25 protein-coding genes are annotated in these 26,223 nt (G+C 70.1%); 3 read left to right on the top strand and 22 right to left on the bottom strand.

Annotated features, from left to right (window positions below):
- Positions 1-76 precede the first annotated feature (76 nt).
- The 6 genes from carB to pyrR all read right to left on the bottom strand — a co-directional run bounded on the left by carB (position 77) and on the right by pyrR (position 8,053).
- A complete protein-coding gene (carB, locus tag J7E89_RS25295) occupies positions 77-3,388 on the bottom strand; it encodes a carbamoyl-phosphate synthase large subunit (protein WP_214976704.1) in 3,312 nt (1,103 codons plus the stop codon).
- Positions 3,381-4,517 (bottom strand): glutamine-hydrolyzing carbamoyl-phosphate synthase small subunit, encoded by a 1,137-nt coding sequence (gene carA / locus J7E89_RS25290; RefSeq protein WP_214976703.1) that lies wholly within the window; start codon positions 4,515-4,517, stop codon positions 3,381-3,383. The genes carB and carA overlap by 8 nt, the downstream gene beginning before the upstream one ends.
- Entirely contained in the window at positions 4,514-5,098 is a 585-nt protein-coding gene (locus J7E89_RS25285; protein ID WP_214976702.1) for a hypothetical protein, read from the bottom strand. The genes carA and J7E89_RS25285 overlap by 4 nt, the downstream gene beginning before the upstream one ends.
- Positions 5,095-6,390, bottom strand: a complete 1,296-nt coding sequence (locus J7E89_RS25280; RefSeq protein WP_214976700.1) for a dihydroorotase — start codon at positions 6,388-6,390, stop codon at positions 5,095-5,097. Before J7E89_RS25280 ends, J7E89_RS25285 begins: the two co-directional genes overlap by 4 nt.
- 3 nt (positions 6,391-6,393) lie before the next feature.
- Positions 6,394-7,380 (bottom strand): aspartate carbamoyltransferase catalytic subunit, encoded by a 987-nt coding sequence (locus J7E89_RS25275; RefSeq protein ID WP_214976699.1) that lies wholly within the window; start codon positions 7,378-7,380, stop codon positions 6,394-6,396.
- A gap of 97 nt (positions 7,381-7,477) precedes the next feature.
- Positions 7,478-8,053, bottom strand: coding sequence for a bifunctional pyr operon transcriptional regulator/uracil phosphoribosyltransferase PyrR (gene pyrR / locus J7E89_RS25270; protein WP_214976697.1), 576 nt, complete (start codon positions 8,051-8,053; stop codon positions 7,478-7,480).
- A 231-nt stretch (positions 8,054-8,284) separates the two neighbouring features.
- Here pyrR and bldD point away from each other — a divergent pair, with 231 nt between their 5' ends.
- A complete protein-coding gene (gene bldD / locus J7E89_RS25265) occupies positions 8,285-8,785 on the top strand; it encodes a transcriptional regulator BldD (RefSeq protein ID WP_028814075.1) in 501 nt (166 codons plus the stop codon).
- Between the two features lie 173 nt (positions 8,786-8,958).
- On the opposite strand, the gene nusB is transcribed toward bldD, so the two are convergent.
- The 15 genes from nusB to J7E89_RS25190 form a co-directional block, all read right to left on the bottom strand.
- Complete coding sequence (gene nusB, locus J7E89_RS25260) at positions 8,959-9,387, bottom strand: transcription antitermination factor NusB (protein WP_214976695.1); 429 nt, start codon at positions 9,385-9,387, stop codon at positions 8,959-8,961.
- Between the two features lie 2 nt (positions 9,388-9,389).
- Positions 9,390-9,956 (bottom strand): elongation factor P, encoded by a 567-nt coding sequence (gene efp, locus J7E89_RS25255; RefSeq protein ID WP_214976693.1) that lies wholly within the window; start codon positions 9,954-9,956, stop codon positions 9,390-9,392.
- Positions 9,957-10,017: 61 nt separating this feature from the next.
- On the bottom strand, positions 10,018-11,124 hold the full coding sequence (locus tag J7E89_RS25250; RefSeq protein ID WP_214976692.1) for an aminopeptidase P family protein: 1,107 nt from the start codon (positions 11,122-11,124) through the stop codon (positions 10,018-10,020).
- 89 nt (positions 11,125-11,213) lie between these two features.
- Positions 11,214-12,122: a Pro-rich N-terminal domain-containing protein gene (locus J7E89_RS25245; protein WP_214976691.1), complete on the bottom strand. Its 909-nt coding sequence runs from the start codon at positions 12,120-12,122 to the stop codon at positions 11,214-11,216.
- 120 nt (positions 12,123-12,242) lie between these two features.
- Positions 12,243-12,683, bottom strand: coding sequence for a type II 3-dehydroquinate dehydratase (locus tag J7E89_RS25240; protein WP_214976690.1), 441 nt, complete (start codon positions 12,681-12,683; stop codon positions 12,243-12,245).
- Positions 12,680-13,774 (bottom strand): 3-dehydroquinate synthase, encoded by a 1,095-nt coding sequence (aroB, locus tag J7E89_RS25235; protein WP_214976689.1) that lies wholly within the window; start codon positions 13,772-13,774, stop codon positions 12,680-12,682. Before aroB ends, J7E89_RS25240 begins: the two co-directional genes overlap by 4 nt.
- On the bottom strand, positions 13,771-14,253 hold the full coding sequence (locus J7E89_RS25230) for a shikimate kinase (RefSeq protein WP_214976740.1): 483 nt from the start codon (positions 14,251-14,253) through the stop codon (positions 13,771-13,773). Before J7E89_RS25230 ends, aroB begins: the two co-directional genes overlap by 4 nt.
- 38 nt (positions 14,254-14,291) lie before the next feature.
- Entirely contained in the window at positions 14,292-15,476 is a 1,185-nt protein-coding gene (gene aroC, locus J7E89_RS25225) for a chorismate synthase (RefSeq protein WP_214976688.1), read from the bottom strand.
- 127 nt (positions 15,477-15,603) lie between these two features.
- Positions 15,604-15,792 carry a hypothetical protein gene (locus J7E89_RS25220; RefSeq protein ID WP_214976687.1) on the bottom strand — a complete coding sequence of 63 codons (189 nt, stop codon included), beginning with the start codon at positions 15,790-15,792 and terminating at the stop codon, positions 15,604-15,606.
- 45 nt (positions 15,793-15,837) lie between these two features.
- Positions 15,838-16,680, bottom strand: a complete 843-nt coding sequence (locus J7E89_RS25215; RefSeq protein ID WP_214976686.1) for a shikimate dehydrogenase — start codon at positions 16,678-16,680, stop codon at positions 15,838-15,840.
- Positions 16,658-18,340, bottom strand: a complete 1,683-nt coding sequence (mltG, locus tag J7E89_RS25210; RefSeq protein ID WP_214976685.1) for an endolytic transglycosylase MltG — start codon at positions 18,338-18,340, stop codon at positions 16,658-16,660. The genes J7E89_RS25215 and mltG overlap by 23 nt, the downstream gene beginning before the upstream one ends.
- A gap of 127 nt (positions 18,341-18,467) precedes the next feature.
- Positions 18,468-18,932 carry a Holliday junction resolvase RuvX gene (ruvX, locus tag J7E89_RS25205; protein WP_214976684.1) on the bottom strand — a complete coding sequence of 155 codons (465 nt, stop codon included), beginning with the start codon at positions 18,930-18,932 and terminating at the stop codon, positions 18,468-18,470.
- Positions 18,932-21,601, bottom strand: a complete 2,670-nt coding sequence (gene alaS, locus J7E89_RS25200; RefSeq protein WP_214976682.1) for an alanine--tRNA ligase — start codon at positions 21,599-21,601, stop codon at positions 18,932-18,934. Before alaS ends, ruvX begins: the two co-directional genes overlap by 1 nt.
- A complete protein-coding gene (locus J7E89_RS25195) occupies positions 21,601-21,912 on the bottom strand; it encodes a DUF6167 family protein (protein WP_214976680.1) in 312 nt (103 codons plus the stop codon). The genes alaS and J7E89_RS25195 overlap by 1 nt, the downstream gene beginning before the upstream one ends.
- Positions 21,913-21,919: 7 nt before the next feature.
- The gene (locus J7E89_RS25190) at positions 21,920-22,357 is read right to left on the bottom strand and encodes a DUF948 domain-containing protein (RefSeq protein ID WP_214976679.1); all 438 of its coding nucleotides are present in this window, start codon (positions 22,355-22,357) and stop codon (positions 21,920-21,922) included.
- Between the two features lie 147 nt (positions 22,358-22,504).
- Here J7E89_RS25190 and J7E89_RS25185 point away from each other — a divergent pair, with 147 nt between their 5' ends.
- Positions 22,505-24,700, top strand: a complete 2,196-nt coding sequence (locus tag J7E89_RS25185) for an AAA family ATPase (protein ID WP_251061022.1) — start codon at positions 22,505-22,507, stop codon at positions 24,698-24,700.
- Between the two features lie 27 nt (positions 24,701-24,727).
- On the opposite strand, the gene rpsD is transcribed toward J7E89_RS25185, so the two are convergent.
- Positions 24,728-25,342 (bottom strand): 30S ribosomal protein S4, encoded by a 615-nt coding sequence (gene rpsD, locus J7E89_RS25180; protein ID WP_028814090.1) that lies wholly within the window; start codon positions 25,340-25,342, stop codon positions 24,728-24,730.
- 185 nt (positions 25,343-25,527) lie between these two features.
- Between rpsD and J7E89_RS25175 the strand changes: the two genes are divergently transcribed.
- Positions 25,528-26,217, top strand: coding sequence for a DUF2470 domain-containing protein (locus J7E89_RS25175; RefSeq protein ID WP_214976675.1), 690 nt, complete (start codon positions 25,528-25,530; stop codon positions 26,215-26,217).
- Positions 26,218-26,223: the final 6 nt, after the last annotated feature.

Raw genomic sequence — 26,223 nt, 5'->3', positions numbered from 1 at the left:
TCCTCAGGAGGCTCGGGCGTCGGGCTGGGCTCATGAAGAGGGGGACACCGCAACCGGTGTCCCCCTCATGGGCCGCTTAGACCTCGCGGGCCGCTGTCAGGTGTTGTGCGTGTTCCTGAAGGGAACGGACCCCGACATCGCCGTGGGTGAGCGCGTCGATGCCCTGGACGGCGGCCGCGAGGGCCTGGACCGTCGTGAGGCAGGGGACGCTTCGCGCCACGGCTGCCGTACGGATCTCGTAGCCGTCGAGGCGGCCGCCCGTGCCGTACGGCGTGTTGACGATGAGGTCGACCTCGCCGTCGTGGATGAGCTGGACGATCGTCCGCTCGCCCTGCGGGCCCGGGCCCTCGCTCTGCTTGCGCACGATGGTGGCGTTGATGCCGTTGCGCTTGAGCACCTCGGCCGTGCCGGACGTGGCGAGCAACTCGAAGCCGTGGGCGACCAGTTCGCGCGCCGGGAAGATCATCGTCCGCTTGTCGCGATTGGCGACCGAGATGAACGCGCGGCCCTTGGTCGGCAGCGGACCGTACGCCCCGGCCTGCGACTTGGCGTATGCCGTGCCGAAGACGGAGTCGATGCCCATGACTTCACCGGTGGAGCGCATCTCCGGGCCGAGGACGGTGTCCACGCCGCGGCCCTGGATGTCGCGGAAGCGGCTCCACGGCATCACGGCTTCCTTGACGGAGATCGGCGCGTCGAGCGGCAGCGTGCCGCCGTCGCCGGTCTTCGGCAGCATGCCCTCGGCGCGCAGCTCCGCGATGGTGGCGCCCAGCGAGATGCGGGCGGCGGCCTTCGCGAGCGGCACCGCGGTCGCCTTCGAGGTGAAGGGGACGGTGCGCGAGGCGCGCGGGTTGGCTTCCAGGACGTACAGGATGTCGCCGGCCATCGCGAACTGAATGTTGATCAGTCCGCGTACGCCGACGCCCTTGGCGATGGCCTCGGTCGAGATCCGCAGCCGCTTGATGTCGAAGCCGCCGAGGGTGATCGGGGGCAGAGCGCAGGCGGAGTCGCCGGAGTGGATGCCGGCTTCCTCGATGTGCTCCATGACGCCGCCGAGGTAGAGCTCGGTGCCGTCGTAGAGCGCGTCGACGTCGATCTCGATCGCGTCGTCGAGGAAGCGGTCGACCAGGACCGGCCGGGTGGGGCTGATCTCGGTGGATTCGGCGATGTACGAGGACAGGCGCGTCTCGTCGTACACGATCTCCATGCCGCGCCCGCCGAGCACGTACGACGGGCGTACGAGGACCGGGTAGCCGATCTCGTCGGCGATGGCCTTGGCCTCGTCGAAGGTCGTCGCGGTGCCGTGCTTGGGGGCCGGGAGACCGGCCTCGGCGAGGACGCGGCCGAACGCGCCGCGGTCCTCGGCGGCGTGGATGGCCTCCGGCGGGGTGCCGACGACCGGGACGCCGTTGTCCTTGAGCGCCTGGGCGAGACCCAGCGGGGTCTGGCCGCCGAGCTGGACGATGACGCCCGCGATCGGGCCCGCCAGCGTCTCGGCGTGGACGATCTCCAGCACGTCTTCGAGCGTCAGCGGCTCGAAGTACAGACGGTCGGAGGTGTCGTAGTCGGTGGAGACGGTCTCCGGGTTGCAGTTGACCATCACGGTCTCGTAGCCGGCGTCGCTGAGCGCGAAGGAGGCGTGGACGCAGGAGTAGTCGAACTCGATGCCCTGGCCGATGCGGTTCGGGCCCGAGCCGAGGATGATCACTGCGGGCTTCTCGCGCGGCGCGACCTCGCTCTCCTCGTCGTACGAGGAGTAGAAGTACGGGGTCTTGGCGGCGAACTCGGCGGCGCAGGTGTCGACCGTCTTGTAGACCGGGCGGACGCCGAGGGCGTGCCGGACCTCGCGTACGACGTCCTCGCGCAGCCCGCGGATCTCGGCGATCTGGACGTCGGAGAAGCCGTGGCGCTTTGCTTCCGCGAGCAGGTCGGGGTCGAGCTTGTCGGCGGCGGCGAGCTCGTCCGCGTGCTCCTTGATGAGGAACATCTGGTCGACGAACCACGGGTCGATCTTCGTGGCGTCGAAGATCTCCTCGGGCGTTGCGCCGGCCCGGATGGCCTGCATGACGGTGTTGATGCGGCCGTCGGTGGGGACCTTGGCGATCTCCAGGAGCGCGGCCTTGTCGCCGGGCTCACCGGTGAAGGCGAACTGGCTTCCCTTCTTCTCCAGCGAGCGCAGCGCCTTCTGGAGCGCCTCGGTGAAGTTGCGGCCGATCGCCATGGCCTCGCCCACCGACTTCATGGTGGTGGTGAGGGTGGCGTCGGCGAGCGGGAACTTCTCGAAGGCGAAGCGCGGCACCTTGACGACGACGTAGTCGAGCGTGGGCTCGAAGGACGCCGGGGTCTTCTCGGTGATGTCGTTGGGGATCTCGTCGAGCGTGTAGCCGACGGCGAGACGGGCGGCGATCTTGGCGATCGGGAAGCCGGTCGCCTTGGAGGCCAGCGCGGACGAACGCGACACACGCGGGTTCATTTCGATGACGATGATGCGGCCGTCGTCGGGGTTGATCGCGAACTGGATGTTGCAGCCGCCGGTGTCGACGCCGACCTCGCGGATGATCGCGATACCGACGTCACGCAGCCGCTGGTACTCGCGGTCGGTCAGCGTCATCGCCGGGGCGACGGTGATCGAGTCGCCGGTGTGCACGCCCATCGGGTCGAAGTTCTCGATGGAGCAGACGACCACGACGTTGTCGTTCTTGTCGCGCATCAGCTCCAGCTCGTACTCCTTCCAGCCGAGGATGGACTCCTCCAGGAGCACCTCGGTGGTCGGCGAGAGCGTGAGGCCCTGTCCGGCGATGCGGCGCAGCTCGTCCTCGTTGTGCGCGAAGCCGGAACCGGCGCCGCCCATGGTGAAGGAGGGGCGTACGACGACGGGGTAGCCGCCGAGCGTGTCGACGCCCGCGATGACGTCGTCCATGGAGTGGCAGATGACCGAGCGGGCGGACTCGCCGTAACCGATCTTGGCCTTGACGGCCGCGACGACACCCTTGAAGAGGTCGCGGTCCTCGCCCTTGTTGATGGCCTCGACGTTGGCGCCGATGAGCTCGACGCCGTACTTCTCCAGCACACCCTGCTCGTGCATGGAGATCGCGGTGTTGAGCGCGGTCTGGCCGCCAAGCGTCGGCAGCAGCGCGTCGGGGCGCTCCTTGGCGATGATCTTCTCGACGAACTCCGGGGTGATCGGCTCGACGTACGTCGCGTCGGCGATCTCCGGGTCGGTCATGATCGTCGCCGGGTTGGAGTTGACCAGGATGACGCGCAGGCCCTCGGCCTTGAGTACCCGGCAGGCCTGCGTGCCGGAGTAGTCGAACTCCGCGGCCTGGCCGATGACGATCGGACCGGAGCCGATGACCAGGACGGACTGGATATCGGTGCGCTTAGGCACGCTGGCCCTCCATGAGCTGTACGAAGCGGTCGAACAGGTACGCGGCGTCGTGCGGGCCTGCGGCTGCCTCGGGGTGGTACTGGACGCTGAAGGCCGGCTGGTCGAGCAGCTGGAGGCCCTCGACCACGTCGTCGTTCAGGCAGACGTGGGAAACCTCGGCGCGCCCGTACGGGGTCTCGGAGACCTTGTCGAGCGGGGCGTCGACGGCGAAACCGTGGTTGTGCGCGGTGACCTCGACCTTGCCGGTCGTGCGGTCCTGCACGGGCTGGTTGATGCCGCGGTGGCCGTACTTCAGCTTGTACGTGCCGAAGCCGAGCGCACGGCCCAGGATCTGGTTGCCGAAGCAGATGCCGAAGAGCGGCGTCTTGCGCTCCAGCACGGCCTTGATGACGGTGAGGTCGACCGTGGACGGGTCGCCGGGGCCGTTGGAGAGGAACACCCCGTCGGGGGCGACGGCGTACACGTCCTCGGCCGTGGCGGTGGCGGGCAGTACGTGCACCTCGATGCCGCGCTCGGCCATCCGGTGCGGGGTCATGCCCTTGATGCCGAGGTCGATCGCGGCGACGGTGAACTTCTTCTCACCGATCGCGGGGACGACGTACGGCTCCTTGGTGGCGACCTCGGCGGCGAGCGAGGCGCCCACCATCTGCGGGGCCTCCTTCACGCGGGCGAGCAGCGTCTCGTCGTCGGCCAGTGCCTCGCCGGAGAAGATGCCGACGCGCATCGCACCGCGCTCGCGCAGGTGGCGGGTCAGCGCGCGGGTGTCGATGCCGCTGATGCCCACGATGCCCTGCGCGACGAGCTGGTCGTCGAGCGAGCGGCGGGAGCGCCAGTTCGAGGGGATGCGGGCGGGGTCGCGTACGACGAACCCGGCGACCCAGATCTGCTTCGACTCGTCGTCCTCGTCGTTCACACCGGTGTTGCCGACGTGCGGGGCCGTCATGACGACGACCTGACGGTGGTACGACGGGTCGGTGAGGGTCTCCTGGTAACCGGTCATGCCGGTGTTGAACACCGCCTCGCCGAAGGTCTCCCCCACGGCCCCGTAGGCACGGCCGCGGAAGCTGCGGCCGTCCTCCAGGACGAGTACGGCGGGAGCCTTGGCAGCTCCCCGGGTGGAGATCGTCATCGTGCGGTGCCTTCCGTCGTAATCACTTGGTTCATGGAATTGATGGCCTCGACCCAGGCCGTGTGCTCGGCCGCCCGGTCGGAGCGGAAGCCGGAGTCGATCTGCTTGTCGCCGTGCTGCCAGGTGACGACCAGCAGGCCGCCCTCGGCGAGGACCTTGCCGGCGATGCCCTTGTCGAGCCGCGCCTCGCGAAGCTGCCCGGCCGGTACGAAGAAGTCGGCCGCCCCGGGGCGTACGACCTCCAGGCCCGCGTCGGTGAGCGTCAGCTCGGCGCGGCTGCGGGTCCCGAGGCCGTGGGCCACGATCCGGTCGAGCCACTGCCCGGCAGTCGTCGAGCCGTGGTAGCGGCCGCTCATGCTCAGCTTCGCCTCGCCGGGCGTCTCGGGCGCGGTGGGGAGCTCGGGCAGGTCCGACTGGAGGGTGGCGCGCCACTTCCAGCCCTGGCGCATCAGCCAGTACACGAGCGCGATGAAGAGCAGCAGCCCGACGACCCAGCCGATGCGGGCGGCCCAGTCGGTCACTTCGGCCGACTTCCGCTCCGCGGCGGCGGCCTCGGCGGCCAGATGGATGAAAGGTGTCACGCCAGATTCCCGTCGACGACCGTTGCGCGGCCCCGCAGCCAGGTGTGGGTGACGCGCCCCGGCAGCTCACGACCCTCGTAGGGGGTGTTACGGCTGCGGGAGGCGAAGCCCGAGGGGTCCACTGCTCCACGGTAAGCCGGATCGACCAGCGTGAGGTTGGCTGGCTCGCCTGCCGAGACGGGCCGGCCGTGTCCTTCGAGTCGGCCGATGGCCGCCGGGCGGAACGACATGCGGTCCGCGACGCCCGCCCAGTCGATGAGGCCGGTGTCGACCATCGTCTGCTGGACGACGGACAGAGCGGTCTCCAGACCGACCATGCCCATGGCCGCCGCCGCCCACTCGCAGTCCTTGTCCTCGTGCGGGTGCGGGGCGTGGTCGGTGGCGACGCAGTCGATGGTGCCGTCGGCGAGAGCCTCGCGCAGGGCCATGACGTCGGCCTCGGTGCGCAGCGGCGGGTTCACCTTGTAGACCGGGTTGTACGTACGGACCAGCTCGTCCGTCAGCAGGAGGTGGTGCGGGGTGACCTCGGCCGTGACGTTCCAGCCCTTGGACTTCGCCCACCGGACGATCTCCACCGAGCCGGCGGTCGACAGGTGGCAGATGTGCACGCGGGAGCCGACGTGGGCGGCGAGCAGCACATCGCGGGCGATGATCGACTCCTCGGCGACGGCCGGCCAGCCGCCGAGACCCAGCTCGGCGGAGACGATGCCCTCGTTCATCTGGGCGCCCTCGGTCAGGCGGGGCTCCTGGGCGTGCTGGGCGACGACGCCGTCGAAGGCCTTCACGTACTCCAGCGCGCGGCGCATGATCACCGCGTCGTCCACGCACTTGCCGTCGTCGGAGAAGACCCTCACCCCGGCGGCCGAGTCGTGCATCGCGCCGAGCTCGGCGAGTTTCTTGCCCTCCAGGCCGACGGTGACGGCGCCGACGGGCTGCACGTCGCAGTAGCCGGACTCCCTGCCGAGGCGCCAGACCTGCTCGACGACGCCGGCGGTGTCCGCGACCGGGAAGGTGTTGGCCATGGCGTGGACGGCGGTGAAGCCGCCGACCGCGGCAGCCTTCGTGCCGGTCAGGACGGTCTCGGAGTCCTCACGGCCGGGCTCGCGCAGGTGGGTGTGCAGGTCGACGAGGCCGGGCAGCAGGACCTTGCCCTCGGCCTCGACGACGGTCGCGCCCTCGGCGCTCAGGCCGGTGCCGACCGCCTCGATCGTCTCGCCGTCGATCAGAACGTCCTGCGGCTCGCCGCCCAGCACCTTCGCACCGCGGAGCAGAATCTTCGTCGTCTCACTCATGGCTTACTTGCTCTCCTCGGTGCGTGCGGGGGTGGGGCTGATGGCGGACTCGTTGCCGCCCAGAAGCAGGTACAGGACGGCCATCCGGGTCGAGACGCCGTTGGCGACCTGTTCGACGGCCGTGCAGCGGTCGGAGTCCGCGACCTGCGCGGTGATCTCCATGCCCCGGTTCATCGGGCCGGGGTGCATGACGATGGCGTGCTCGGGCATCCGCGCCATCCGGTCGCCGTCGAGGCCGTAGCGCCGCGAGTACTCGCGCTCGGTCGGGAAGAAGGCGGCGTTCATCCGCTCGCGCTGCACACGAAGCATCATCACCGCGTCCGACTTCGGCAGCACCTCGTCGAGGTTGTACGAGACCTCGCACGGCCACTGCTCGACACCGATCGGGACCAGCGTCGGCGGCGCGACGAGCGTCACCTCGGCGCCGAGGGTGTGCAGCAGGAGGACGTTGGAGCGGGCGACCCGGCTGTGCAGTACGTCGCCGACGATCGTGATCCGGCGTCCTTCGAGGTCACGCCCTATCCCCGCGTCGGCGCCGACGAGCCTGCGGCGCATCGTGAAAGCGTCGAGCAGCGCCTGCGTGGGGTGCTCGTGCGTACCGTCGCCCGCGTTGACGACCGCGCCGTCGATCCAGCCGGAGGTCGCGAGGCGGTAGGGCGCGCCGGAGGCGCCGTGCCGGATGACGACGGCGTCGGCGCCCATCGCCTCCAGGGTGAGCGCGGTGTCCTTGAGCGACTCGCCCTTGGAGACGGACGAGCCCTTCGCGGAGAAGTTGATGACATCGGCGGAGAGGCGCTTGGCGGCGGCCTCGAAGGAGATGCGGGTGCGGGTCGAGTCCTCGAAGAAGAGGTTGACGACCGTACGTCCGCGCAGGGTCGGCAGCTTCTTGATCGGCCGGTCCGCGACGCGGGCCATCTCCTCGGCGGTGTCGAGGATCAGCACGGCGTCGTCGCGGGTGAGGTCGGCGGCCGAGATGAGGTGACGCTTCATCTGGTGCTCCGTGGTTCGTGAGGGGCGCGTATGTGGAGGCGGGCAGGAGGGCAGGCCGGAGCACGGCCCCGGCGGTCCGGGTCCGTACCGGAGCCCGCTACTGCTCGCCGGCCGGAGCGGTCTGCTGGAGCCCGAGCAGCACGGCGTCGCGGCCGTCCTCCTCGGAGAGCTGGACCTTGACCGTCTCCCGCAACGACGTGGGGAGGTTCTTGCCGACGTAGTCGGCGCGGATCGGCAGTTCCCGGTGGCCCCGGTCGACGAGGACCGCGAGCTGTACGGCGCGGGGGCGGCCGATGTCGCCCAGCGCGTCCAGCGCGGCCCGGATCGTACGGCCGGAGAAGAGCACGTCGTCGACGAGCACGACGAGCCGGTCCTCGATGCCGTCACCGGGGATCTCGGTACGGGCGAGGGCCCGCGCGGGGCGCATGCGCAGGTCGTCGCGGTACATGGTGATGTCGAGGGAGCCGACCGGCATTTTGCGGCCGGTGATCTCTTCGAGCCTGGCGGCCAGCCGGCGGGCCAGGAAGACGCCGCGGGTGGGAATGCCGAGGAGCACCACGTCGTCGGCACCCTTGGCGCGCTCGACGATCTCGTGGGCGATGCGGGTCAGTACCCGCTCGATGTCAGGGCCCTCAAGAACAGGGCGCGGGGCATCGGAATTAACCGTATCCATTGGAAACGGACCTCCTTCTCCGCCTCACGGGACGGACCTTAAAGGACGTCGGAATTGCGCCACCCACCGTACCAGCAGTATTCGACCGCCCTTGCGAGACCCTCCGCGTAGGCGGTCTGGACCCATTCGGCTTGACGCACCCAAGTAACGCTGCGTAACCTCACAGTGAGTTACCAAGTGAGACCAGCCGCGCGGCGGAGCCGCACGTCGTCACAGCGTCCGGGGAGCCATATGTCCAGCGAATACGCAAAACAGCTCGGGGCCAAGCTCCGCGCCATCCGCACCCAGCAGGGCCTTTCTCTTCATGGTGTCGAGGAGAAGTCCCAGGGCCGCTGGAAAGCCGTCGTGGTCGGCTCGTACGAGCGCGGCGACCGTGCCGTGACCGTGCAGCGCCTCGCCGAGCTGGCGGACTTCTACGGCGTCCCGGTCCAGGAACTCCTGCCGGGCACGACGCCGGGGGGCGCCGCCGAGCCGCCGCCGAAGCTGCGCCTGGACCTGGAGCGTCTCGCCCACGTCCCGGCCGAGAAGGCGGGCCCGCTCCAGCGTTACGCCGCGACGATCCAGTCGCAGCGCGGCGACTACAACGGCAAGGTCCTGTCGATCCGTCAGGACGATCTGCGCACGCTGGCCGTCATCTACGACCAGTCGCCCTCGGTCCTGACCGAGCAGCTGATTAGCTGGGGTGTGCTCGACGCGGACGCGCGCCGTGCGGTCGCTCACGAGGACGTCTGAGTCCGAGCGACGCCAGCAGAAACGTAACGCCGGGGCCGGCGGAAGCTTTCGGGCTTCCGCCGGCCCCGGCGTTCTTCGTACATCGCCCCGCGCCGAACGCAACGAAAGGGCCCGCAGCACGCTCAAAAGCGCGCTGCGGGCCCTTTCAGCCGTTTATAACCCCGGCGGGGCTTTTACTGGCGACGCAGACTCGGCTTGAGGTCCTTGAAACGGCCCAGGAGGCCGTTCACGAAGGACGGGGAGTCGTCGGTGGAGAACTCCTTGGCGATTTGCACCGCCTCGTCGATCACCACCGCGTCGGGCGTCTCGTCCATCCACACCAGCTCGTACGTGCCGAGCCGCAGGATGTTCCGGTCGACGACCGGCATCCGGTCGATCGTCCAGTCGACTGCGTACGTGGCGATGAGCTCCTCGATGCGGTCCGCGTATTCCGCGTACCCCTCGACAAGCTGCATCGTGTACTCGCTGACCGGCGGCTGACGCGTGTCGGTCCGGGCATGCCGCATCCAGTCCGCGAGGACCGTCTGCACGGACTCACCGCGCTGGTCGGCCTCGAAGAGGATCTGGAAGGCGCGCTTGCGCGCCGTATTCCGGGCAGCCACGGTTAGCTGTTCACCCGGCCGAGGTAGTCGCTGGTGCGGGTGTCGACCTTGATCTTCTCACCGGTGGTGATGAAGAGCGGGACCTGGATCTCGTGACCGGTCTCCAGCGTGGCGGGCTTGGTGCCGCCGGTGGAGCGGTCGCCCTGGACGCCGGGGTCGGTGTGCTGGATGGTGAGCTCGACGGCGGCCGGGAGCTCGACGTAGAGCACCTCGCCCTCGTGCTGGGCGACGGAGGCGGTGAAGCCCTCGATCAGGAAGTTGGCGGCGTCGCCGACGGACTTCCGGTCGACCATCAGCTGGTCGTAGGTGTCCATGTCCATGAAGACGAAGTACTCGCCGTCCATGTACGAGAACTGCATGTCGCGCCGGTCGATGGTGGCCGTCTCGACCTTGACACCGGCGTTGAAGGTCTTGTCGACGACCTTGCCCGACAGCACGTTCTTGAGCTTGGTGCGCACGAAGGCAGGGCCCTTGCCGGGCTTGACGTGCTGGAACTCGACGACGGACCAGAGCTGGCCCCCGTCGAGCTTGAGCACCATGCCGTTCTTGAGGTCGTTCGTGGAAGCCACGGTTGCGGAATCTCCTGGACTGAAGGCTGGTGGGACCGAGGATGCGCGCTGCGGCACTGCGCTACAGCGCGAGCAGCTCCTTGGTCGTAATGGTGAGTAGCTCGGGTCCGCCGTCCGCCTCGGGGCGCACGACGAGCGTGTCATCGATCCGAACACCGCCCCGGCCCGGGAGGTGGACCCCCGGTTCGACGGTGACCGGCACACAAGCGTCCAGTTTACCCATGGCCGCAGGTGCCAGCTGCGGGTCCTCCTCGATTTCGAGCCCGACACCGTGCCCAGTCTGCGGCGCGAGGGCCTCGCCGTGGCCCGCCGCGGCCAGTACATGGCGGGCCGCGCGGTCGACTTCTCGGTACTCGGCGCCCGGCACGAGCGCCTCCCGGCCCGCCCGCTGAGCGGCGAATACGACGTCGTACAGCTCGACCTGCCAGTCCGCGGGCGTCGTACCGATGACGAAGGTACGGCCGATCTCGCAGCGGTAGCCGCGGTAGTTCGCGCCGAGGCAGACGGAGAGAAAATCACCCTCCTCGACCCGCCGGTCCGACGGCCGGTGCCTGCCCAGGCCGGCGTTCGGCCCGGTGGCCACCGAGGTGGGGAAGGCGGTCCCGTCCGCCCCGTGGTCCACCAGGCGGCGCTCAAGCTCCAGGGCGAGGTGCCGCTCCGTGCGGCCGACCAGGATCGATTCGAGCATTTCGCCGAGGGCCTGGTCGGTGATCTCGGCCGCGATCCGCAGGGACGCGATCTCTTCCTCGTCCTTGACGATCCGCAGCTGCTCGACGGCGCCGGCGAGGTCGCCCAGGCGCAGTCGCGGGGCGACCGAGGCGAGCGCCCGGTGCCTGGCGACAGTCAGGTGGTGCTCCTCGACGGCGAGCGAGTCCGCGCCGGCCGCCGCCGCCGTCCTGGCCGCCGCGACGACGGCGTCGCCGCCCGGCGCGGGCAGGACCGTGATCCGCAGCTGTTCGTCGGGCCGGCCGTCCGCCGGGTCGGCGACCGAGGTGCCGGGGCAGACCAGCACGTCCTCATCAGGTCCCAGCAGCAGCACGGCGCCGGGCGGGGCGCCGCCCGCGAGGTAGCGGACGTTGGCGGGACGGGAGACCAGTGCGGCGGCGCTGCCGGCAGCGGCGCACCGGTCGCGCAGCCGTCCACGGCGGACCGCATACAGCTCTGACATGTTTCGAGCGTACGAGCGCGGCCGCCGTCCGGCCGCTTCAACGCGTCCGACCGTGCGCCGCGGCACTGTGTAAGACCGGCCAACCGGCGCTACCAGGCCGGCGGGCTGGCTATCGAGCGGGCCAGCACCTCGTCCAGGACGCGGGCCGTCGTCGGCACGTCGTACTGCGAGTTGTCGATGATCGGCAGCCCCGAGCCGTACCAGCCCGCCATCCTGCCGTGGATACGGGCGACTTCCTCGTCCGACAGGCGCCGGTTACCGCTGCGCTGGGCGTTGCGCTCCAGCACGATCTCCAGACCGGGGAGTATGACCACGGGCAGCAGCCCGGGCCCGACGTGGCGCTTCCAGCCGCCGAGTCCGACGACGGGACGGTCCGGGAAGACCGCGTCGTCGACGATGCACGAGATGCCGTTGGCCAGGAAGTTGCGGGCGGCGAAGCCGCAGGTGCGGCGGGCGAGGCGGTACTGGGCCTCGGACTGGTCGTTCCAGCCGGACTGCGGGTCGGCGAACCCCGAGCACACCCATTCGCGTACGTCGTCGAGGCTGATGTGCGCGGTCGGCACCCGGCGGTGCTGGGCCCAGTGCTTGGCGACGGTCGTCTTGCCCGCGCCCGCGGGGCCGATGAGCAGCACCGCCAGCGTCGTACTGCCGGTGTCCGTGGGCGCGGCGGCGGGCGGCGGCGCCGGGACGGGGACCGGACCGCCGGGCGGCAGCTGGATGTGTCCGGTGGTCTCCCGGGACGGCGGCCTCTGCGCGTGCTGCGGGGGCTGTTGGGGCTGTGGGGCCTGTGGGGTCCAGCCGGGAGCCGGTGCGTGCCCAGGGGCCGCTCCCGGGGCGTGAGGGCCCTGAGGGGCCTGGGAGGCGTGTGGAGGCCCCTGAGGGGCCGGCGGGCCCCCGGGAGGCCCTGCGTGCGGTCCGGCGGGGTGCGGGGCGCCCTGCGTCCACCCTGCGGCGGGCCTGTGGGGTGGTGGCAGCGGAGCCCCCACTGCGTGCTGCATCCGGTGCCACTCCGTCTCGTACAGGCGACTCTTGCTCGGCCAGGACGGCCCGGGCCTACCGAAAGGTACCTGCCCCCGCCGTTCTACTGTGAACGGCGGGGGCAGGTCCAGAGTGCCCGCTCAGCCGTCGAGTTCCTCGGCGAGGGCACGCAGGGCGAGCCGGTACGAGCCGATGCCGAAGCCCGCGACCGTACCGCTGGCGACGGCGGCGATCACCGAGGTGTGCCGGAACTCCTCACGCGAGTACGGGTTCGAGATGTGCACCTCGATGAGCGGCGCGGTGCGCTGGGCCGCCGCGTCCCTCATTCCGTACGAGTAATGCGTGAAGGCACCGGGGTTGATAACGACCGGAATTGACCCGTCCGCGGCCTCGTGGAGCCAGCGGATCAACTCCCCCTCGTCGTTCGTCTCGCGTACGTCGACGTCGAAGCCCAGCTCCTTGCCGAGCCGTCCGCACTCCTCGACGAGCCCGGCGTACGACGTCGCGCCGTACACGTCGGGCTCGCGGGAGCCGAGACGCCCGAGGTTGGGCCCGTTGAGGACGAACACCCGCCGCGTCACTTGGACACCTCGCCGTACGCTGCCAGCAGCACCGCCGGGTCGGGGCCCTCCAGCACGGTCGGCTTGGCGAGACCGTCGAGGACGATGAAGCGCAGCAGGTTCCCGCGCGACTTCTTGTCGACCTTCATGGTCTCCAGCAGCTTGGGCCACTGGTCGCCGCGGTAGGTCAGCGGCAGCCCGACCGATTCCAGCACCGTGCGGTGCCGGTCGGCGGTCGCGTCGTCCAGACGGCCCGCGAGGCGGCCCAGTTCGGCGGCGAAGACCATGCCGATCGACACAGCCGCGCCGTGACGCCAGTTGTAGCGCTCGTTCTTCTCGATGGCGTGCGCGAGCGTGTGACCGTAGTTGAGGATTTCGCGCAGACCCGATTCCTTCAGGTCGCTCGATACGACGTCGGCCTTCACCCGGATCGCGCGCTCGATCAGCTCGGCGGTGCGCGGCCCCTCGGGCGTACGGGCCGCCGCCGGGTCCTCCTCGATCAGGTCGAGGATCACCGGGTCGGCGATGAAGCCCGCCTTGATGATCTCGGCGAGGCCGCTGATGTAGTCGTTGACCGGCAGCGAGTCCAGCGCCGCCAGGTCGCACAGCACACCGGCCGGCGGGTGGAAGGCGCCGACGAGGTTCTTGCCCTCGGCGGTGTTGATGCCGGTCTTGCCGCCGACGGCCGCGTCGACCATGCCGAGCACGGTCGTCGGTACGGCGATCCAGCGCACCCCGCGCAGCCAGGTCGCCGCGACGAAACCGGCCACGTCGGTGGTGGCTCCCCCACCCACGCCGACGATCACGTCCGTACGCGTGAAGTTGGTCTGCCCGAGGGCCTTCCAGCAGTACGCGGCGACCTCGACGGTCTTGGACTCCTCGGCGTTCGGCAGCTGGATCGCGATGACCTCGTAGCCCTGGGCCGCGAGGTCCTCGCGGATCGTCTCACCGGTGCCGGCGAGCGCCTCGGGGTGCAGGACGGCGACGCGCTGGGCCCGGTCGCCGATCAGGCCGGGGAGCTCACCGAGCAGCTGCCGGCCGACCAGCACCTCGTAGGGCTCCGAGCCCTCGCTGCCGCCGATCTGGATACGGGTGACTGCCTGCTCCGTCATGCTTCCTTCAATTCGAGTGCGTCGAGGACCGCCTGCGCGACCTCTTCGGGGGTGCGGTCGTCCGTCTCGACGACCGCGTCGGCCACCTCGGCGTACAGATGACGGCGCGCTTCCATCAGCTGCTTCCACTGCTGGCGCGGGTTGACGGCCAGCAGTGGGCGCGCGGTGTTGAGCCCGACGCGCTTGATCGCCTCGGTCACGTTCATGGAGAGGTAGACGACGGGCAGCCCGGCCAGGGCCGCCCGGGTGCTGTCGTCCAGGACCGCGCCGCCGCCGAGCGCGAGGACGCCCGTGTGCTCGGCGAGGGCGGCCTTCACAGCCTCCCGCTCCAGGTCACGGAAGTGCGCCTCGCCGTCGTCGACGAAGATCTCGGCGATGGCCCGGCCGTCAGCCGCGACGATGTCGGCATCCGTGTCCCGGTAGGCCACGCCCAGCCGCTCGGCGATGAGCGCGCCCACGGTCGACTTGCCGACCCCCATGGGCCCGACGAGTACGACGACAGGGCCGCCTGTCGCGCTCACCGCACGACCAGGTTGTCGAGGTAGCTCTGCACATTGCGCCGGGTCTCCCCGACGCTGTCGCCGCCGAACTTCTCCGCTACGGCGTCCGCGAGGACGAGCGCGACCATGGCCTCCGCTACGATCCCGGCGGCCGGAACGGCGCACACGTCGGAGCGCTGGTGGTGCGCGGCCGCGACCTCCCCGGTGGCGGTGTCGATGGTGGCGAGCGCGCGCGGCACGGTGGCGATGGGCTTCATAGCGGCCCGTACGCGCAGCAGCTCACCGGTGGACATGCCGCCCTCGGTGCCGCCGGCGCGCCCGGTGGTACGGCGTACGCCCTCGGCGGTCGGCACGATCTCGTCGTGCGCCTTGCTGCCCGGCACCCGGGCCAGGTCGAAGCCGTCGCCGACCTCGACGCCCTTGATGGCCTGAATGCCCATCAGCGCGGCGGCGAGGCGGGCGTCGAGGCGGCGGTCCCAGTGCACGAACGACCCGAGCCCGACGGGCACGTGGTACGCCAGCACCTCGACCACACCGCCCAGCGTGTCGCCGTCCTTGTGAGCCTGGTCGATCTCGGCGACCATCGCCTTCGACGCGTCCGCGTCCAGGCAGCGCACCGGGTCCTCGTCGAGCTTCGCCTCGTCGGCGGGCACGGGCAGCACGCCGTACGGCGCCTTGGCGGCCGCCAGCTCCACCACGTGCGACACGATCTCGATGCCGGTGGTCTGCTTGAGGTACGAGCGGGCGACGGTACCCAGCGCCACACGGGCCGCGGTCTCGCGCGCACTCGCCCGCTCCAGCACCGGCCGGGCCTCGTCCAGTGCGTACTTCTGCATGCCGGCGAGGTCGGCGTGCCCGGGGCGCGGGCGGGTCAGCGGCGCGTTGCGCGCCAGTTTGGCCAGCTCGTCGGGATCCACGGGGTCGGCCGACATGACCTGCTCCCACTTGGGCCACTCGGTGTTCCCGACCATGATCGCTACGGGACCGCCCATGGTGAGCCCGTGCCGCACGCCACCGAGGAAGGTGACCTCATCCTTCTCGAACTTCATACGCGCGCCGCGCCCATAGCCGAGGCGCCGCCGGGCGAGCGCGTCCGCCACCATCTCCGTGGTGACGGGGACGCCGGAGGGAAGGCCCTCCAACGTCGCGACGAGTGCGGGGCCGTGGGATTCCCCCGCGGTCAGCCAGCGCAACCTGCTCAACGGTGCTCCTCATGCTCGCGCCTGGAACTGCAACGGCGCGACCGGGTGCGCGGCCCTGGCCCGCCACCCCGATCCTCCCACGACCGGGCGCCCGGCCTGCCCCCGGTCCAGCAAACGGACGGGTTTCTCAGTCAGCGGGACGCTCCGGCCTGATTCTGCGCGCCGCCAGGATGCGCCACAGCCTCCGGGTACCGACCACGAGCAGCACGAGCAGAGTGGCCGCCCCCAAGGTGATCCGCAGCCATTCCGGCAGGAAGTACAGCGTCAGCTTCAGCAGGTCGGGCGCTGCCAGCGTCTGCTCCATCACCATGCTCACGATCGAGCGCTCCTCACCCCTGTGACCTGCGGTTCTCCACGGATCCTAGTAGGCGGCGAGCGCGAGTTCCCCAGCGGCCCGCATGACGGCGAGCGGCGCGGAGGCGCAGCCCGTCATCTGCTCCACCTGGAGCACGGCCTGGTGTACGAGCAGGTCGAGGCCGCCGACGACCGCGCCGCCGCGCGCCGACCAGGCGGCGGCGAGTGCGGTCGGCCAGGGCTCGTACAGGACGTCGAAGAGCGTGCCGGGGCGGTCCGGCACGGCCTGCGCGAGGGCGTCCGTGGTCCCGGCCGGGGTGGTGGCGATGACGAGCGGCGCGTCGAACGCCCGCTCCGCCTGCGCCCAGTCGGCGATGCGTACGTCGACTCTGAGCCGCTCGCCCCACTGCCGCATCTCGTCGGCGCGGGCGGTGCTGCGGACGTACGCGGTGACCGGGCCCGTGCACAGACGGGAGAGCGCGGCGAGTGCGGACGAGGCGGTGGCTCCGGCGCCCAGTACCGCGGCGGAGCCGACCTTCTCGATGCCGCGCTCACGCAGGGCGGCGATCATCCCCGGGATGTCGGTGTTGTCGCCGAGCCGACGGCCGTCCTCGGTGAAGACGACCGTGTTCACCGCCTCGACCGACGCCGCCGTGTCGCTGATCCCGTCGAGCAGCGGGATGACGGCGCGCTTGAGCGGCATGGTGAGGGACAGGCCCGCCCAGGACGCGTCGAGCTCCGCGAAGAAGCCGGGGAGACCTGCCTCGTCCACTTCGAAGCGGTCGTACGACCACTGGGTCAGGCCCAGTGCCTCGTACGCGGCGCGGTGGAGCACCGGCGAGAGCGAGTGGGCGATGGGCGAGCCGAGGACGGCCGCCCGGCGCGCCTCAGTCGATTCCCTGGCTTGCATTGAACTTGTCCCTCAGCTTCTTGAACTCGGGGTAGGTCTTGGCGAACTCCGTCTTGTCCCGGCCGTCGGTCGCCACGAAGTACAGCCAGCCCTCGGCCGTCGGCTGCAGGGCCGCGGCCATCGCCTCGGTTCCCGGGTTTCCGATGGGCCCCGGAGTGAGACCCCTTTGCGTGTACGTGTTGTACGGGTCCATGTTGCTGTTGGCTTCGGCCTCGCTGATCTCGATCTCGCTCTGCCCCTTGAGGTAATTCAAGGCGGAGTCGAATTGGAGCAGCTGGTTCGTCTCCGTGTTGCTGGGCTTCAGCCGGTTGTAAATGACCTCGGACATCTTGCGGAAGTCGTCGTGCGTCTTGCCTTCGGCCTGCACAAGGCTCGCCACGGTAATGAGCTGCAACGGAGACTCGAGACCGAGCCTCTTGGACTCTGCTTCGACCTTCGTGGCCGCGTAATTCCCATTGGCCCGCGCGACCATTTCCTTGAGCACCGACTTGGGTGTCGATTTCCCACCGACCTCGTAACGCGACGGGTAGAGGAAGCCTTCCAGCGGGTCCTTGATGTCGGAGTTGTCGTTGGCCCACTCGGGCAGCCCGAGCTCCTTGTACTCCTCCTTGGCGACCTCTTGGGTCGTACCGGCGTCGACCCTCAGTTTCTTGTCGATCTCCTCGTAGACCCTGAGGTTCCGCCAGCCCTCCCCGATGGTGATGGCGTTCAGGTTCGACGGATTGATCATGAGGTCGACGGCCGCCTTGGCGGACATCTCCTTCTTCATGGGGTAGACGCCGGGCTGGATCCCCTTGGCCTTGGGGTTGGCGGTCGCAGCCGAGACGAAGGCTTCCGAGCTCTTGACCACCCCCGCCTTCGCCAGGATGCTGCCCATCTGACCCAGGCCCGCGCCCTTGGGGATCTCGACCTCGACGGATCCCTTTCCGGTGCCCGTGAAGTCCTCGGGCGCACCGAACTGGTCCTGGTAGAACTGGTAGCCGAAGTAGCCGATGCCGCCGACGCCGCCGACCAGGACCACCGTCACGAAGAGGCATGCCGTGCCGTTGCGGCTCTTCTTCTTTTTGGGCTTTCCGCCGCGGCGGTCGCCGCCCCGGGCCCTGCGGGATTCGCGCGGCTCATCGTCGTACGCGTCGTCGTCGCGGTCGTCGGCTCCCGTGAAGAACGGGTGCTCCTCCGGCGCTTCGTGCTCGGGGGCCCACTCCGGGGCCGGCTCCGGCTCGGCGGCGCGGCGGTGGTTCGGGGGCTGCGGCGGGGGGTAGGCGTCCGGCGCGGCGTAGTAGTCGGGGCTGTCGGCGGCGGCGTAGGCCGGCTGCTGGCCCGCGTAGGGGTCGGGCGCCGCGTTCATGCCGTACGGGACCGGCTCCTGGTGCTGATGCGAGTGCTGCTGCTGGTGCCGGCCGGTGTCCCAGCCGCCGTTGTTGCCGTACTGCTGTTCGTTGTACGGCTGTTGCTGCTCCGAGTAGCCGGGGTGCTGCTGCTGGTGCTGCTGGCCTTCGTAGTACGGCTGCTGCGGCTCCTGCTGGTACTGCTGCGGCTGACCGCCGTACGGACCCTGCTGGCCTTGTGCGGCCTGCTGTCCTGCCCACCCCTGGTCCCCGTACAACGGGTCCTCGGGATGCCACGGTTCGTGGCCTGCGCCCCGGCCATACTCAGTCATGAAACCCCATAGTGTGCCGCGAGGCGGTGGCTGCTTCGCGCGTGGGGCACGGCATCCGTTCCGCCTCTTCTTTGTGCGGCAGCTGTTCGAACACCGCCGCATCGCGCGGAACGTTACCGTATCGCGATCAGACAACCACTTCGACGCCCTCGCCCGGGGGATTGCCCGAGACCCGTTCGGCCTCCAGAGCGTTCTGAAGGATGACAATTGCCGCCGCCTGGTCGATCACAGACCTGCCCTTCTTGGACTTCACGCCCGAAGCGCGCAGTCCCTGAGTGGCCGTCACTGTGGTCATCCTCTCGTCGACAAGTCGCACCGGAACCGGTGCGATGCCGCGAGCGAGCTCCTGGACGAACGCCCGGACCTTGACGGCCGCCGGCCCCTCGCCCCCACTGAGGGAGCGAGGAAGGCCGACCACGACCTCGATCGGTTCGTACTCCTCGACGAGCTGCCTCAGCCGCCGGTGGGCGGCCGGGACATCGCGTCCCGGCACGGTCTCCACCGGCGTCGCCAGCACCCCGTCGGGGTCGCACGAGGCGACCCCGATCCGGGCGTCCCCGACATCGATCGCGAGGCGACGGCCGCGTCGCATCAGGCGCTCTCGCCGACAGCGCGTTCGACGGCGGCCACGGCGTCGCCGATGGCCTCCGGGTTCTGACCGCCGCCCTGGGCGACGTCCGGCTTGCCGCCACCGCCGCCGCCGAGGGTCTTGGCGGCCGTACGGACCAGCTCGCCGGCCTTGAGACCGCGCTCGCGGGCGGCCTCGTTGGTGGCGATGACGGTCAGCGGGCGGCCGTTGGCGGTGGTGAACAGGGCCACGACCGCCGGGCGGTCACCCGGAATGCGGCCTCGTACGTCCAGGACCAGCCTGCGCAGGTCATCGGCCGACGTACCGTCCGGCACCTGACCCGTGACGACCGCGACGCCGCGCACGTCCTTGGCACCGGCGGCGAGACCCGCGGCGGCCTGGAGGACCTTCTCCGCGCGGAACTTCTCGATCTCCTTCTCGGCGTCCTTGAGCTTGGCGAGCATCCCGGAGATCTTCTCCGGCAGCTCCTCCGGACGGCCCTTGACCAGCTCCTGGAGCTGGGCGACGACCGTGTGCTCACGGGCGAGGAAGTTGTACGCGTCCACGCCCACCAGGGCCTCGATGCGCCGCACGCCCGAGCCGATCGACGACTCGCCGAGCAGCTTCACCAGACCCAGCTGGGCGGTGTTGTGGACGTGCGTACCGCCGCACAGCTCCTTCGAGAAGTCGCCGATGGTCACGACGCGCACGCGCTCGCCGTACTTCTCGCCGAACTCCGCGATGGCGCCCTGCTTCTTGGCCTCGTCGATCGACATGACCTCGGCCTGGACGTCGAGTTCACGGGCGAGCACTTCGTTGATCTTGTGCTCGACGTCGGTGAGGACCGTGCCCGGTACGGCGTTCGGCGAGCCGAAGTCGAAGCGGAAGCGGCCCGGCGAGTTCTCCGAACCGGCCTGGGCGGCGGTCGGGCCGAGCGCGTCGCGCAGCGCCTGGTGAGTGAGGTGCGTGGCGCTGTGGGCGCGGGCGATGGCGCGGCGGCGCTTCAGGTCGATGGCGGCGTAGGCGGAGGCACCCACGGTCACCTCGCCGACCTGGACCGAGCCCTTGTGGACGGAGACCCCCGGGACCGGCTGCTGCACGTCGCGCACCTGGATGATGGCGCCCGTGTCCAGCTTGATGCGGCCGGTGTCGGCCTGCTGACCGCCGCCCTCGGCGTAGAAGGGCGTGCGGTCGAGGACGACCTCGACCTCGTCGCCCTCGGTGGCGGCCGGCGAGGGCAGCCCGTCCACGAGCAGGCCGACGATGGTCGACTCGCCCTCGGTGTGGGTGTAGCCGGTGAACTCGGTGGTGCCGGAGGTGTCGGCGACCTCGCGGTAGGCGGAGACGTCGGCGTGACCGGTCTTCTTGGCCTTGGCGTCGGCCTTGGCCATGTCCCGCTGCTTCTTCATCAGGCGCCGGAAGCCGTCCTCGTCCACCGAGAGGCCCTGTTCGGCGGCCATCTCGAGGGTGAGGTCGATCGGGAAGCCCCAGGTGTCGTGGAGCAGGAACGCCTTGTCGCCGGAGAGGACCTTGCCGCCGGCGGCCTTGGTCTCCGTAACGGCGGTGTCGAGGATGTTCGTGCCGCCCTTGAGGGCCTTCACGAACGCGGCCTCCTCGGCGAGGGCCACCGTCTCGATGCGCTTGCGCTCGGTGAGGAGCTCCGGGTACTGCGCGCCCATCGACGTGATCACGGTGTCGACGAGCTCGGCGACGACTGGGCCGGTGGCGCCCAGGAGGCGCATGTTGCGGATGGCGCGGCGCATGATGCGGCGCAGCACGTAGCCGCGGCCCTCGTTGCCGGGGGTGACGCCGTCGCCGATGAGCATCACCGACGTACGCATGTGGTCGGTGACGACGCGCAGCGAGACGTCGGAGGCGTGGTCGGTGCCGTACCGGACGCCGGTCAGCTCGGTGGCCTTGTCGATGACCACCATCGAGGTGTCGATCTCGTAGATGTTCTGCACGTCCTGGAGGATCATCGCCAGACGCTCGAGACCGAGGCCGGTGTCGATGTTCTTCGACGGCAGGTCACCGAGGATGGGGAAGTCTTCCTTGCCGTCGCCGGCGCCCCGCTCGTACTGCATGAAGACCAGGTTCCAGATCTCCACGTACCGCTCGTCGTTGACGGCCGGGCCGCCCTCGACGCCGAACTCGGGGCCACGGTCGTAGTTGATCTCCGAGCACGGGCCGCAGGGTCCGGGCACGCCCATGGACCAGAAGTTGTCCTTCTTGCCCAGGCGCTGGATACGCTCGGCCGGTACGCCGATCTTGTCGCGCCAGATCTGCTCGGCCTCGTCGTCGTCGAGGTAGACCGTGATCCACAGCCGCTCGGGGTCGAGGCCGTAGCCGCCGTCCGCCACGGAGCTGGTGAGCAGCTCCCAGGCGTACTCGATGGCGCCTTCCTTGAAGTAGTCGCCGAACGAGAAGTTGCCGCACATCTGGAAGAACGTGCCGTGGCGGGTGGTCTTGCCGACCTCTTCGATGTCCGGCGTACGCACACACTTCTGCACGCTGGTGACGCGCGGGGCGGGCGGCTTGACCTCGCCGAGGAAGTACGGCTTGAAGGGCACCATGCCCGCGGGGACCAGCAGCAGGGTCGGGTCGTCCGCGATGAGCGACGCCGAAGGCACGACGTTGTGTCCGCGCTCCTCGAAGAAGCGCAGCCAGCGGCGGCGGATTTCAGCCGACTCCATCAGTGGTCCTCATTCCGGTTGTACGAATGCTGTGAGTGGTCGAGAGCAGCGACGCGTCGGTGCTCGATGACTTTGGGGTCGTTCTGCGCTTCGAGGCCGAGGGCTTCGCCGAGTTCGGCTTCGCGCTGCGCCATTCCCGCCTTGACGTCGAGCGCGAAGTCCTTGAGCCGGTGGCCTGCCTCGACCGCCTTGTCGGCGGCCTGCGCGGCGAGACTCTCGGGCGTCAGCTGCTTGAGCTTGCGGTTGACCTTGGTGGTGGCCCACACGCCGGCTGCGGCGCCTGCGGTGAACCAGAACGTACGGCGGAACATTGCGGCTTCAGCCCTTCCGCTTCCTGCGCCGGGCGGACGGCACGGTCCGGCCGACGATCACAGTGCGACGCGACGGCTGCTCCGTCGTCGCCGGAGCGTCCTTGCCGCGTCCCATCGCCCGGCGTACGCCATACCCGAAGGCGGCGACCTTGACGAGCGGGCCGCCGAAGGTCGACGCGACGGTCGTCGAGAGCGCGGACGCGTTGGAGGTGACTTCCTGGACGTCCGTCGCGATGGCGTCCACCCGGTCGAGCTGGGTCTGCGCGGAGCGCACGGTCGCGGAGGCGTCCGCCAGCAGCGGGACGGCCTGCTCGGTCACATCCGCCACCAGCTTGGTCGTCGCCCTGAGCGTCTGGGCCAGCCTCACCAGCACCACGGCGAGGAAGGAGACCAGGATCGCCCAGAAGACGGCCACCAGGATGCCGGCCACCTCTCCACCGGACACTTTGCACCGCTCCCTGTACGTGAGAAAAGTCGTTCTGCGAGCCTATCGCGCCAGGGCTCCGGGTCCGTACCGCATTACGGGCAGGCACAGCGGCCGCCGCCGGGGTGATTGTACGGAGTGCTTACGGATCAGTACGCTCCGTGTTCCATGCGACGCACTTCCCCTTCCGTGCCCCACTCCTCCGCGCACGACGGCCTTGTGGCGGAGCTGAATCCGTTCATCGGGCGCCGCGAGGAACTGGCGGAGCTCGGCCGCCTGCTGGAGAACGCCCGGCTGGTCACCGTGACCGGGGTCGGCGGCGTCGGCAAGACGCGGTTCGCACTGCGCGCCGCTTCTGACGCGCAGGAACGGTACTGCGACGGGGTCCGGCTCGCCGAGCTGTCCGCACTCACCGACCCCGGTCTGCTGGAGCACGCGGTCGTCGAGGCACTGGGGCTGACCGACCACACCAGCAAGCCGCCACGCACTGTGCTGGTGGAACATCTGGCGGGGCGCCGGCTGCTGCTCGCACTCGACGGCTTCGAGCACCTGGTGGACGCGGTCGCCGGGCTGGTCAGAGAGCTGCTGCGGCGCGCTCCCGGGCTGACGGTACTGGCCACCGGGCGGCTGCCGCTGTGTGTCGACGGCGAACAGACCTTCCCCCTGCCGCCGATGCCGGACCCGGACGCGGTGCGGCTCTTCACCGACCGGGCCACCGCGGGGCAGCCCGGTTTCCGGCTGACGGACGCCAACAGCGGCGCCGTGCACGAGCTGTGCCGCCGCCTGGACGGGATTCCGCTCGCTCTGGAGCTGGCGGCCGGGCGGCTGAAGGCGCTCTCCGTCGAGCAGATGCTGGACCGGCTCGACGACCGGTTCCGGCTGCTGACCGGCTCCACCCGTGGCGCGCTCCCCCGCCACCAGACGCTGCGTACGGCGATCGGCTGGAGCCACGAGCTGTGCACGCCGGAGCAGCGACTGCTGTGGGCGCGGCTTTCGGTGTTCGCGGGGCAGTTCGACCTGGAGGCGGCCGAGTACGTCTGCGGCGGGCCCGAACTCCCGGACAGCGGTGTGCTCGACGTACTCACCGATCTGATCTCGCAGTCCGTCGTGGTCCGCGAGTCCGTCAGCACGCCGGCGGGGGCCCGCTACCGGATGCTCGACACCGTCAGGGAGTACGGCGCCGACTGGCTGGCGGCCATGGGCGACGCGGAGCGCGTGCGCCGCAGGCACCGCGACTGGTACCTCGGGCTCGCGACCTGGTGCGAGCTGGACTGGTTCAGCCCCCGCCAGGCCGAGGTGGCGGCGCGCGTCGACAGTGAACTGCCGAATCTGCGCCGGGCGATGGAGTACTCGCTCGATCACGCCGAGGACGTGCACCTGGGCCAGTATCTGGCGGGCACGCTCTGGTTCTACTGGGTCGGCTGCGGGCGCCTGTCGGAGGGGCGGCACTGGCTGGACCACGCGCTGGAGGCAGAGGGCGAGCACGAGGCGCACCGGCTGAAGGCGCTGTGGGTGCTCGGCTATGTGGCCGTGCTCCAGGGCGACGCGATCGGGGCGCTCGCCGCCCTTCAGGAGTGCCGGGAGGGCGCCGAGCTCAGCGCGAACGCCCTCGCGGCGGCGTACGCGGTGCACCGGTCCGGCTGCCTGGCGCTGGTCACCGACGACATGCCGCGCGCGGAGGAGCTGCTGCGGGAGGCGCTCGCGCGGTACGAGGAGATCGGCGAGCTCAACAGCAATGTGCTGATGGGGCAGGTCGAACTGGCGATGGCGGTGGCGTTCCGCGGGGATCTGGCGCAGGCCGTCGCGATCTGCGAGGAGGTCAGCGAGGTCTGTGAGGACCACGGGGAGCGCTGGGCTCTCGCGTACGCGCTGTACGTCCGCGCCTATGCGGAGCGTACGGACGGCCGCCCGGACCGGGCGAGGGAGCTGCTGGTGGAGTGCCTCGCCATCGACCACGCCTTCAACGATCTGCTCGGCGCGGTGCTCGCCCTGGAGCTGCTGGCGCTGGTCACCCTCGACGCCGGCGATCCGGCGGAGGCGGCCGTGCTTCAGGGGGCGGCCGAGCGGATCTGGCCGTCGGTGGGACTGCCGCTGTTCGGTTCGGCGTACTACAACGCTCCGCACGCGTTGTGCGAGGAGAAGGCGCGCGAGCGGCTCGGCGACGGCCGGTACGAGACGTTCCGGTGCGAGGGCGCCTCGCTGGGTCTGGACGCGGCGGTGGCGAGGGCGATCGAAGGGCCGCCCCGTCCGGTGCCTGCCCCGCCGCTGCCGCGCGTCGCGGCGCCGGCAGCCAGGAACAGTGCCCCGCACACGCGAGAGCCCGCCGCCTCCCGTTCCGTACGGAACGAGGAGACGACGGGCTGAGGCAATTGCCCGACTACAGCCGCTGGATCAGCGGGCGTAGTACTCGACGACGAGCTGCTCGTCGCAGATGACCGGGATTTCCTTGCGGTTCGGGTCGCGGTCCAGGCGGAAGGCCAGGGCCTTCAGGTTCACCTGGAGGTAGCGCGGCGTCTCACCGTCGGTGTCGTAGCCACCCTCGCGAGCAACCTGGAAGGGGTGCTTCTCGCGGCTGCGCTCGCGGACCATCACGACGTCGTCGGGACGGACACGGAACGACGGCTTGTCGACCTTGCCACCGTTGACCTCGATGTGGCCGTGAACGACCATCTGACGGGCCTGGTAGATCGTGCGGGCGATGCCCGAACGAAGAATGAGGGCGTCGAGGCGGCGCTCGAGCTCGATGACCAGGGCCTCGCCGGTCTTGCCTTCGGCCTTCTTGGCGCGGTCGTAGGCGCGGGCCATCTGCTTCTCGCTGATGTCGTACTGGGCGCGCAGACGCTGCTTCTCGAGCAGACGGACCTTGTAGTCCGAGTTCTGCTTGCGTCCACGGCCGTGCTCGCCCGGCGGGTAGGGGCGGGCCTCGAAGTACTTGACAGCCTTCGGCGTCAGCGCAATGCCGAGCGCACGGGACTTCTTGACCTTGGGACGCGACTGGTTAGGCACGTTCTCCAGACCTCCGTTGTAGGTTAGGTTAGGCTCACCTTACTCAAGGAGATCGCATGTCTCGCCCGGGGAACACCAGTCACGTCACGGACAACACAAAGAAGGCCGACAATCAGAGTGTCGACGCGACGGAGGTCCGATCAGATCGTGGTCAGCCGCGTCCCAGCGGACTTGAAATCGCGCGGATGCCGTCAGCAGCCGAGCGCACACGAACTCTCGTACAGAGTACCTCGTCCGCGGTACTGCTTCTCCCGGGCCCTGTCGTGGCCCGTCCTGACCAGCTGGTGCCCGAGGAGCGGAGCGTAGGGCCCGACGGTGAAGTGCTGCTGGTCTACCCCGCGGATTCACCGGCCGTACGGGCCGCCACGCACGCACAGGACGACGAGCTGCGCGTGGTGCTGGAGATCACCGATGTCGCACCGGTCTCGGTCCCCAACCGTATCCGGGGCCGCGCCTGGGTCTCCGGCTGGCTCACCTGCGTACGCGGAGTGGCGGAGCCGGGGCGCATGCTGCTGCGGCTGGAGGTCGGCGAGGCCCGCGTGGACGACCTGTGGGGGACGGGGATGGTCGACCCGGAGGGGTTCGTGGCGGCTGCCGCCGATCCGCTCGTCGAGCACGAGGCCGAACTGCTCCAGCATCTGCACGCGGCGCACAGCGACCAGGTGCGGCAGCTGTGCGGTCTGGTGGGCGACCGGGCCGCCGGGACGAGCGCGGTGCCGCTGGCGGTGGACCGGTTCGGGCTGCGGGTGCGCTTCAGCGGCGGCGCCGGCGGACGGGTCTTCGACGCGCGGTTCGACTTCCGCGAACCGGTGCGCGACATCATCGGACTGCGCCGCGCCATGCACCAGCTTTTCGAGGCGGCCGCTTCGCAGTGAAGCGGC

It is taken from the genome of Streptomyces sp. ISL-100 (assembly GCF_018614615.1).
Taxonomy (GTDB): Bacteria; Actinomycetota; Actinomycetes; order Streptomycetales; family Streptomycetaceae; genus Streptomyces.
Note: the sequence above shows the minus strand (reverse complement) of the source record. Positions and strands in the feature narration are given on the sequence as shown.

Excerpts from the sequence above, each read along its gene's own strand:
- carA (WP_214976703.1), bottom strand. The coding sequence starts at position 4,517 with ATGACGATCTCCACCCGGGGAGCTGCCAAGGCTCCCGCCGTACTCGTC.
- J7E89_RS25280 (WP_214976700.1), bottom strand. The coding sequence starts at position 6,390 with ATGAGTGAGACGACGAAGATTCTGCTCCGCGGTGCGAAGGTGCTGGGC.
- J7E89_RS25275 (WP_214976699.1), bottom strand. The coding sequence starts at position 7,380 with ATGAAGCGTCACCTCATCTCGGCCGCCGACCTCACCCGCGACGACGCC.
- pyrR (WP_214976697.1), bottom strand. The coding sequence starts at position 8,053 with ATGGATACGGTTAATTCCGATGCCCCGCGCCCTGTTCTTGAGGGCCCT.
- bldD (WP_028814075.1), top strand. The coding sequence starts at position 8,285 with ATGTCCAGCGAATACGCAAAACAGCTCGGGGCCAAGCTCCGCGCCATC.
- J7E89_RS25250 (WP_214976692.1), bottom strand. The coding sequence starts at position 11,124 with ATGTCAGAGCTGTATGCGGTCCGCCGTGGACGGCTGCGCGACCGGTGC.
- J7E89_RS25245 (WP_214976691.1), bottom strand. The coding sequence starts at position 12,122 with ATGCAGCACGCAGTGGGGGCTCCGCTGCCACCACCCCACAGGCCCGCC.
- aroB (WP_214976689.1), bottom strand. The coding sequence starts at position 13,774 with ATGACGGAGCAGGCAGTCACCCGTATCCAGATCGGCGGCAGCGAGGGC.
- J7E89_RS25230 (WP_214976740.1), bottom strand. The coding sequence starts at position 14,253 with ATGGGGGTCGGCAAGTCGACCGTGGGCGCGCTCATCGCCGAGCGGCTG.
- J7E89_RS25215 (WP_214976686.1), bottom strand. The coding sequence starts at position 16,680 with ATGCAAGCCAGGGAATCGACTGAGGCGCGCCGGGCGGCCGTCCTCGGC.
- mltG (WP_214976685.1), bottom strand. The coding sequence starts at position 18,340 with ATGACTGAGTATGGCCGGGGCGCAGGCCACGAACCGTGGCATCCCGAG.
- ruvX (WP_214976684.1), bottom strand. The coding sequence starts at position 18,932 with ATGCGACGCGGCCGTCGCCTCGCGATCGATGTCGGGGACGCCCGGATC.
- alaS (WP_214976682.1), bottom strand. The coding sequence starts at position 21,601 with ATGGAGTCGGCTGAAATCCGCCGCCGCTGGCTGCGCTTCTTCGAGGAG.
- J7E89_RS25195 (WP_214976680.1), bottom strand. The coding sequence starts at position 21,912 with ATGTTCCGCCGTACGTTCTGGTTCACCGCAGGCGCCGCAGCCGGCGTG.
- J7E89_RS25185 (WP_251061022.1), top strand. The coding sequence starts at position 22,505 with ATGCGACGCACTTCCCCTTCCGTGCCCCACTCCTCCGCGCACGACGGC.
- J7E89_RS25175 (WP_214976675.1), top strand. The coding sequence starts at position 25,528 with ATGCCGTCAGCAGCCGAGCGCACACGAACTCTCGTACAGAGTACCTCG.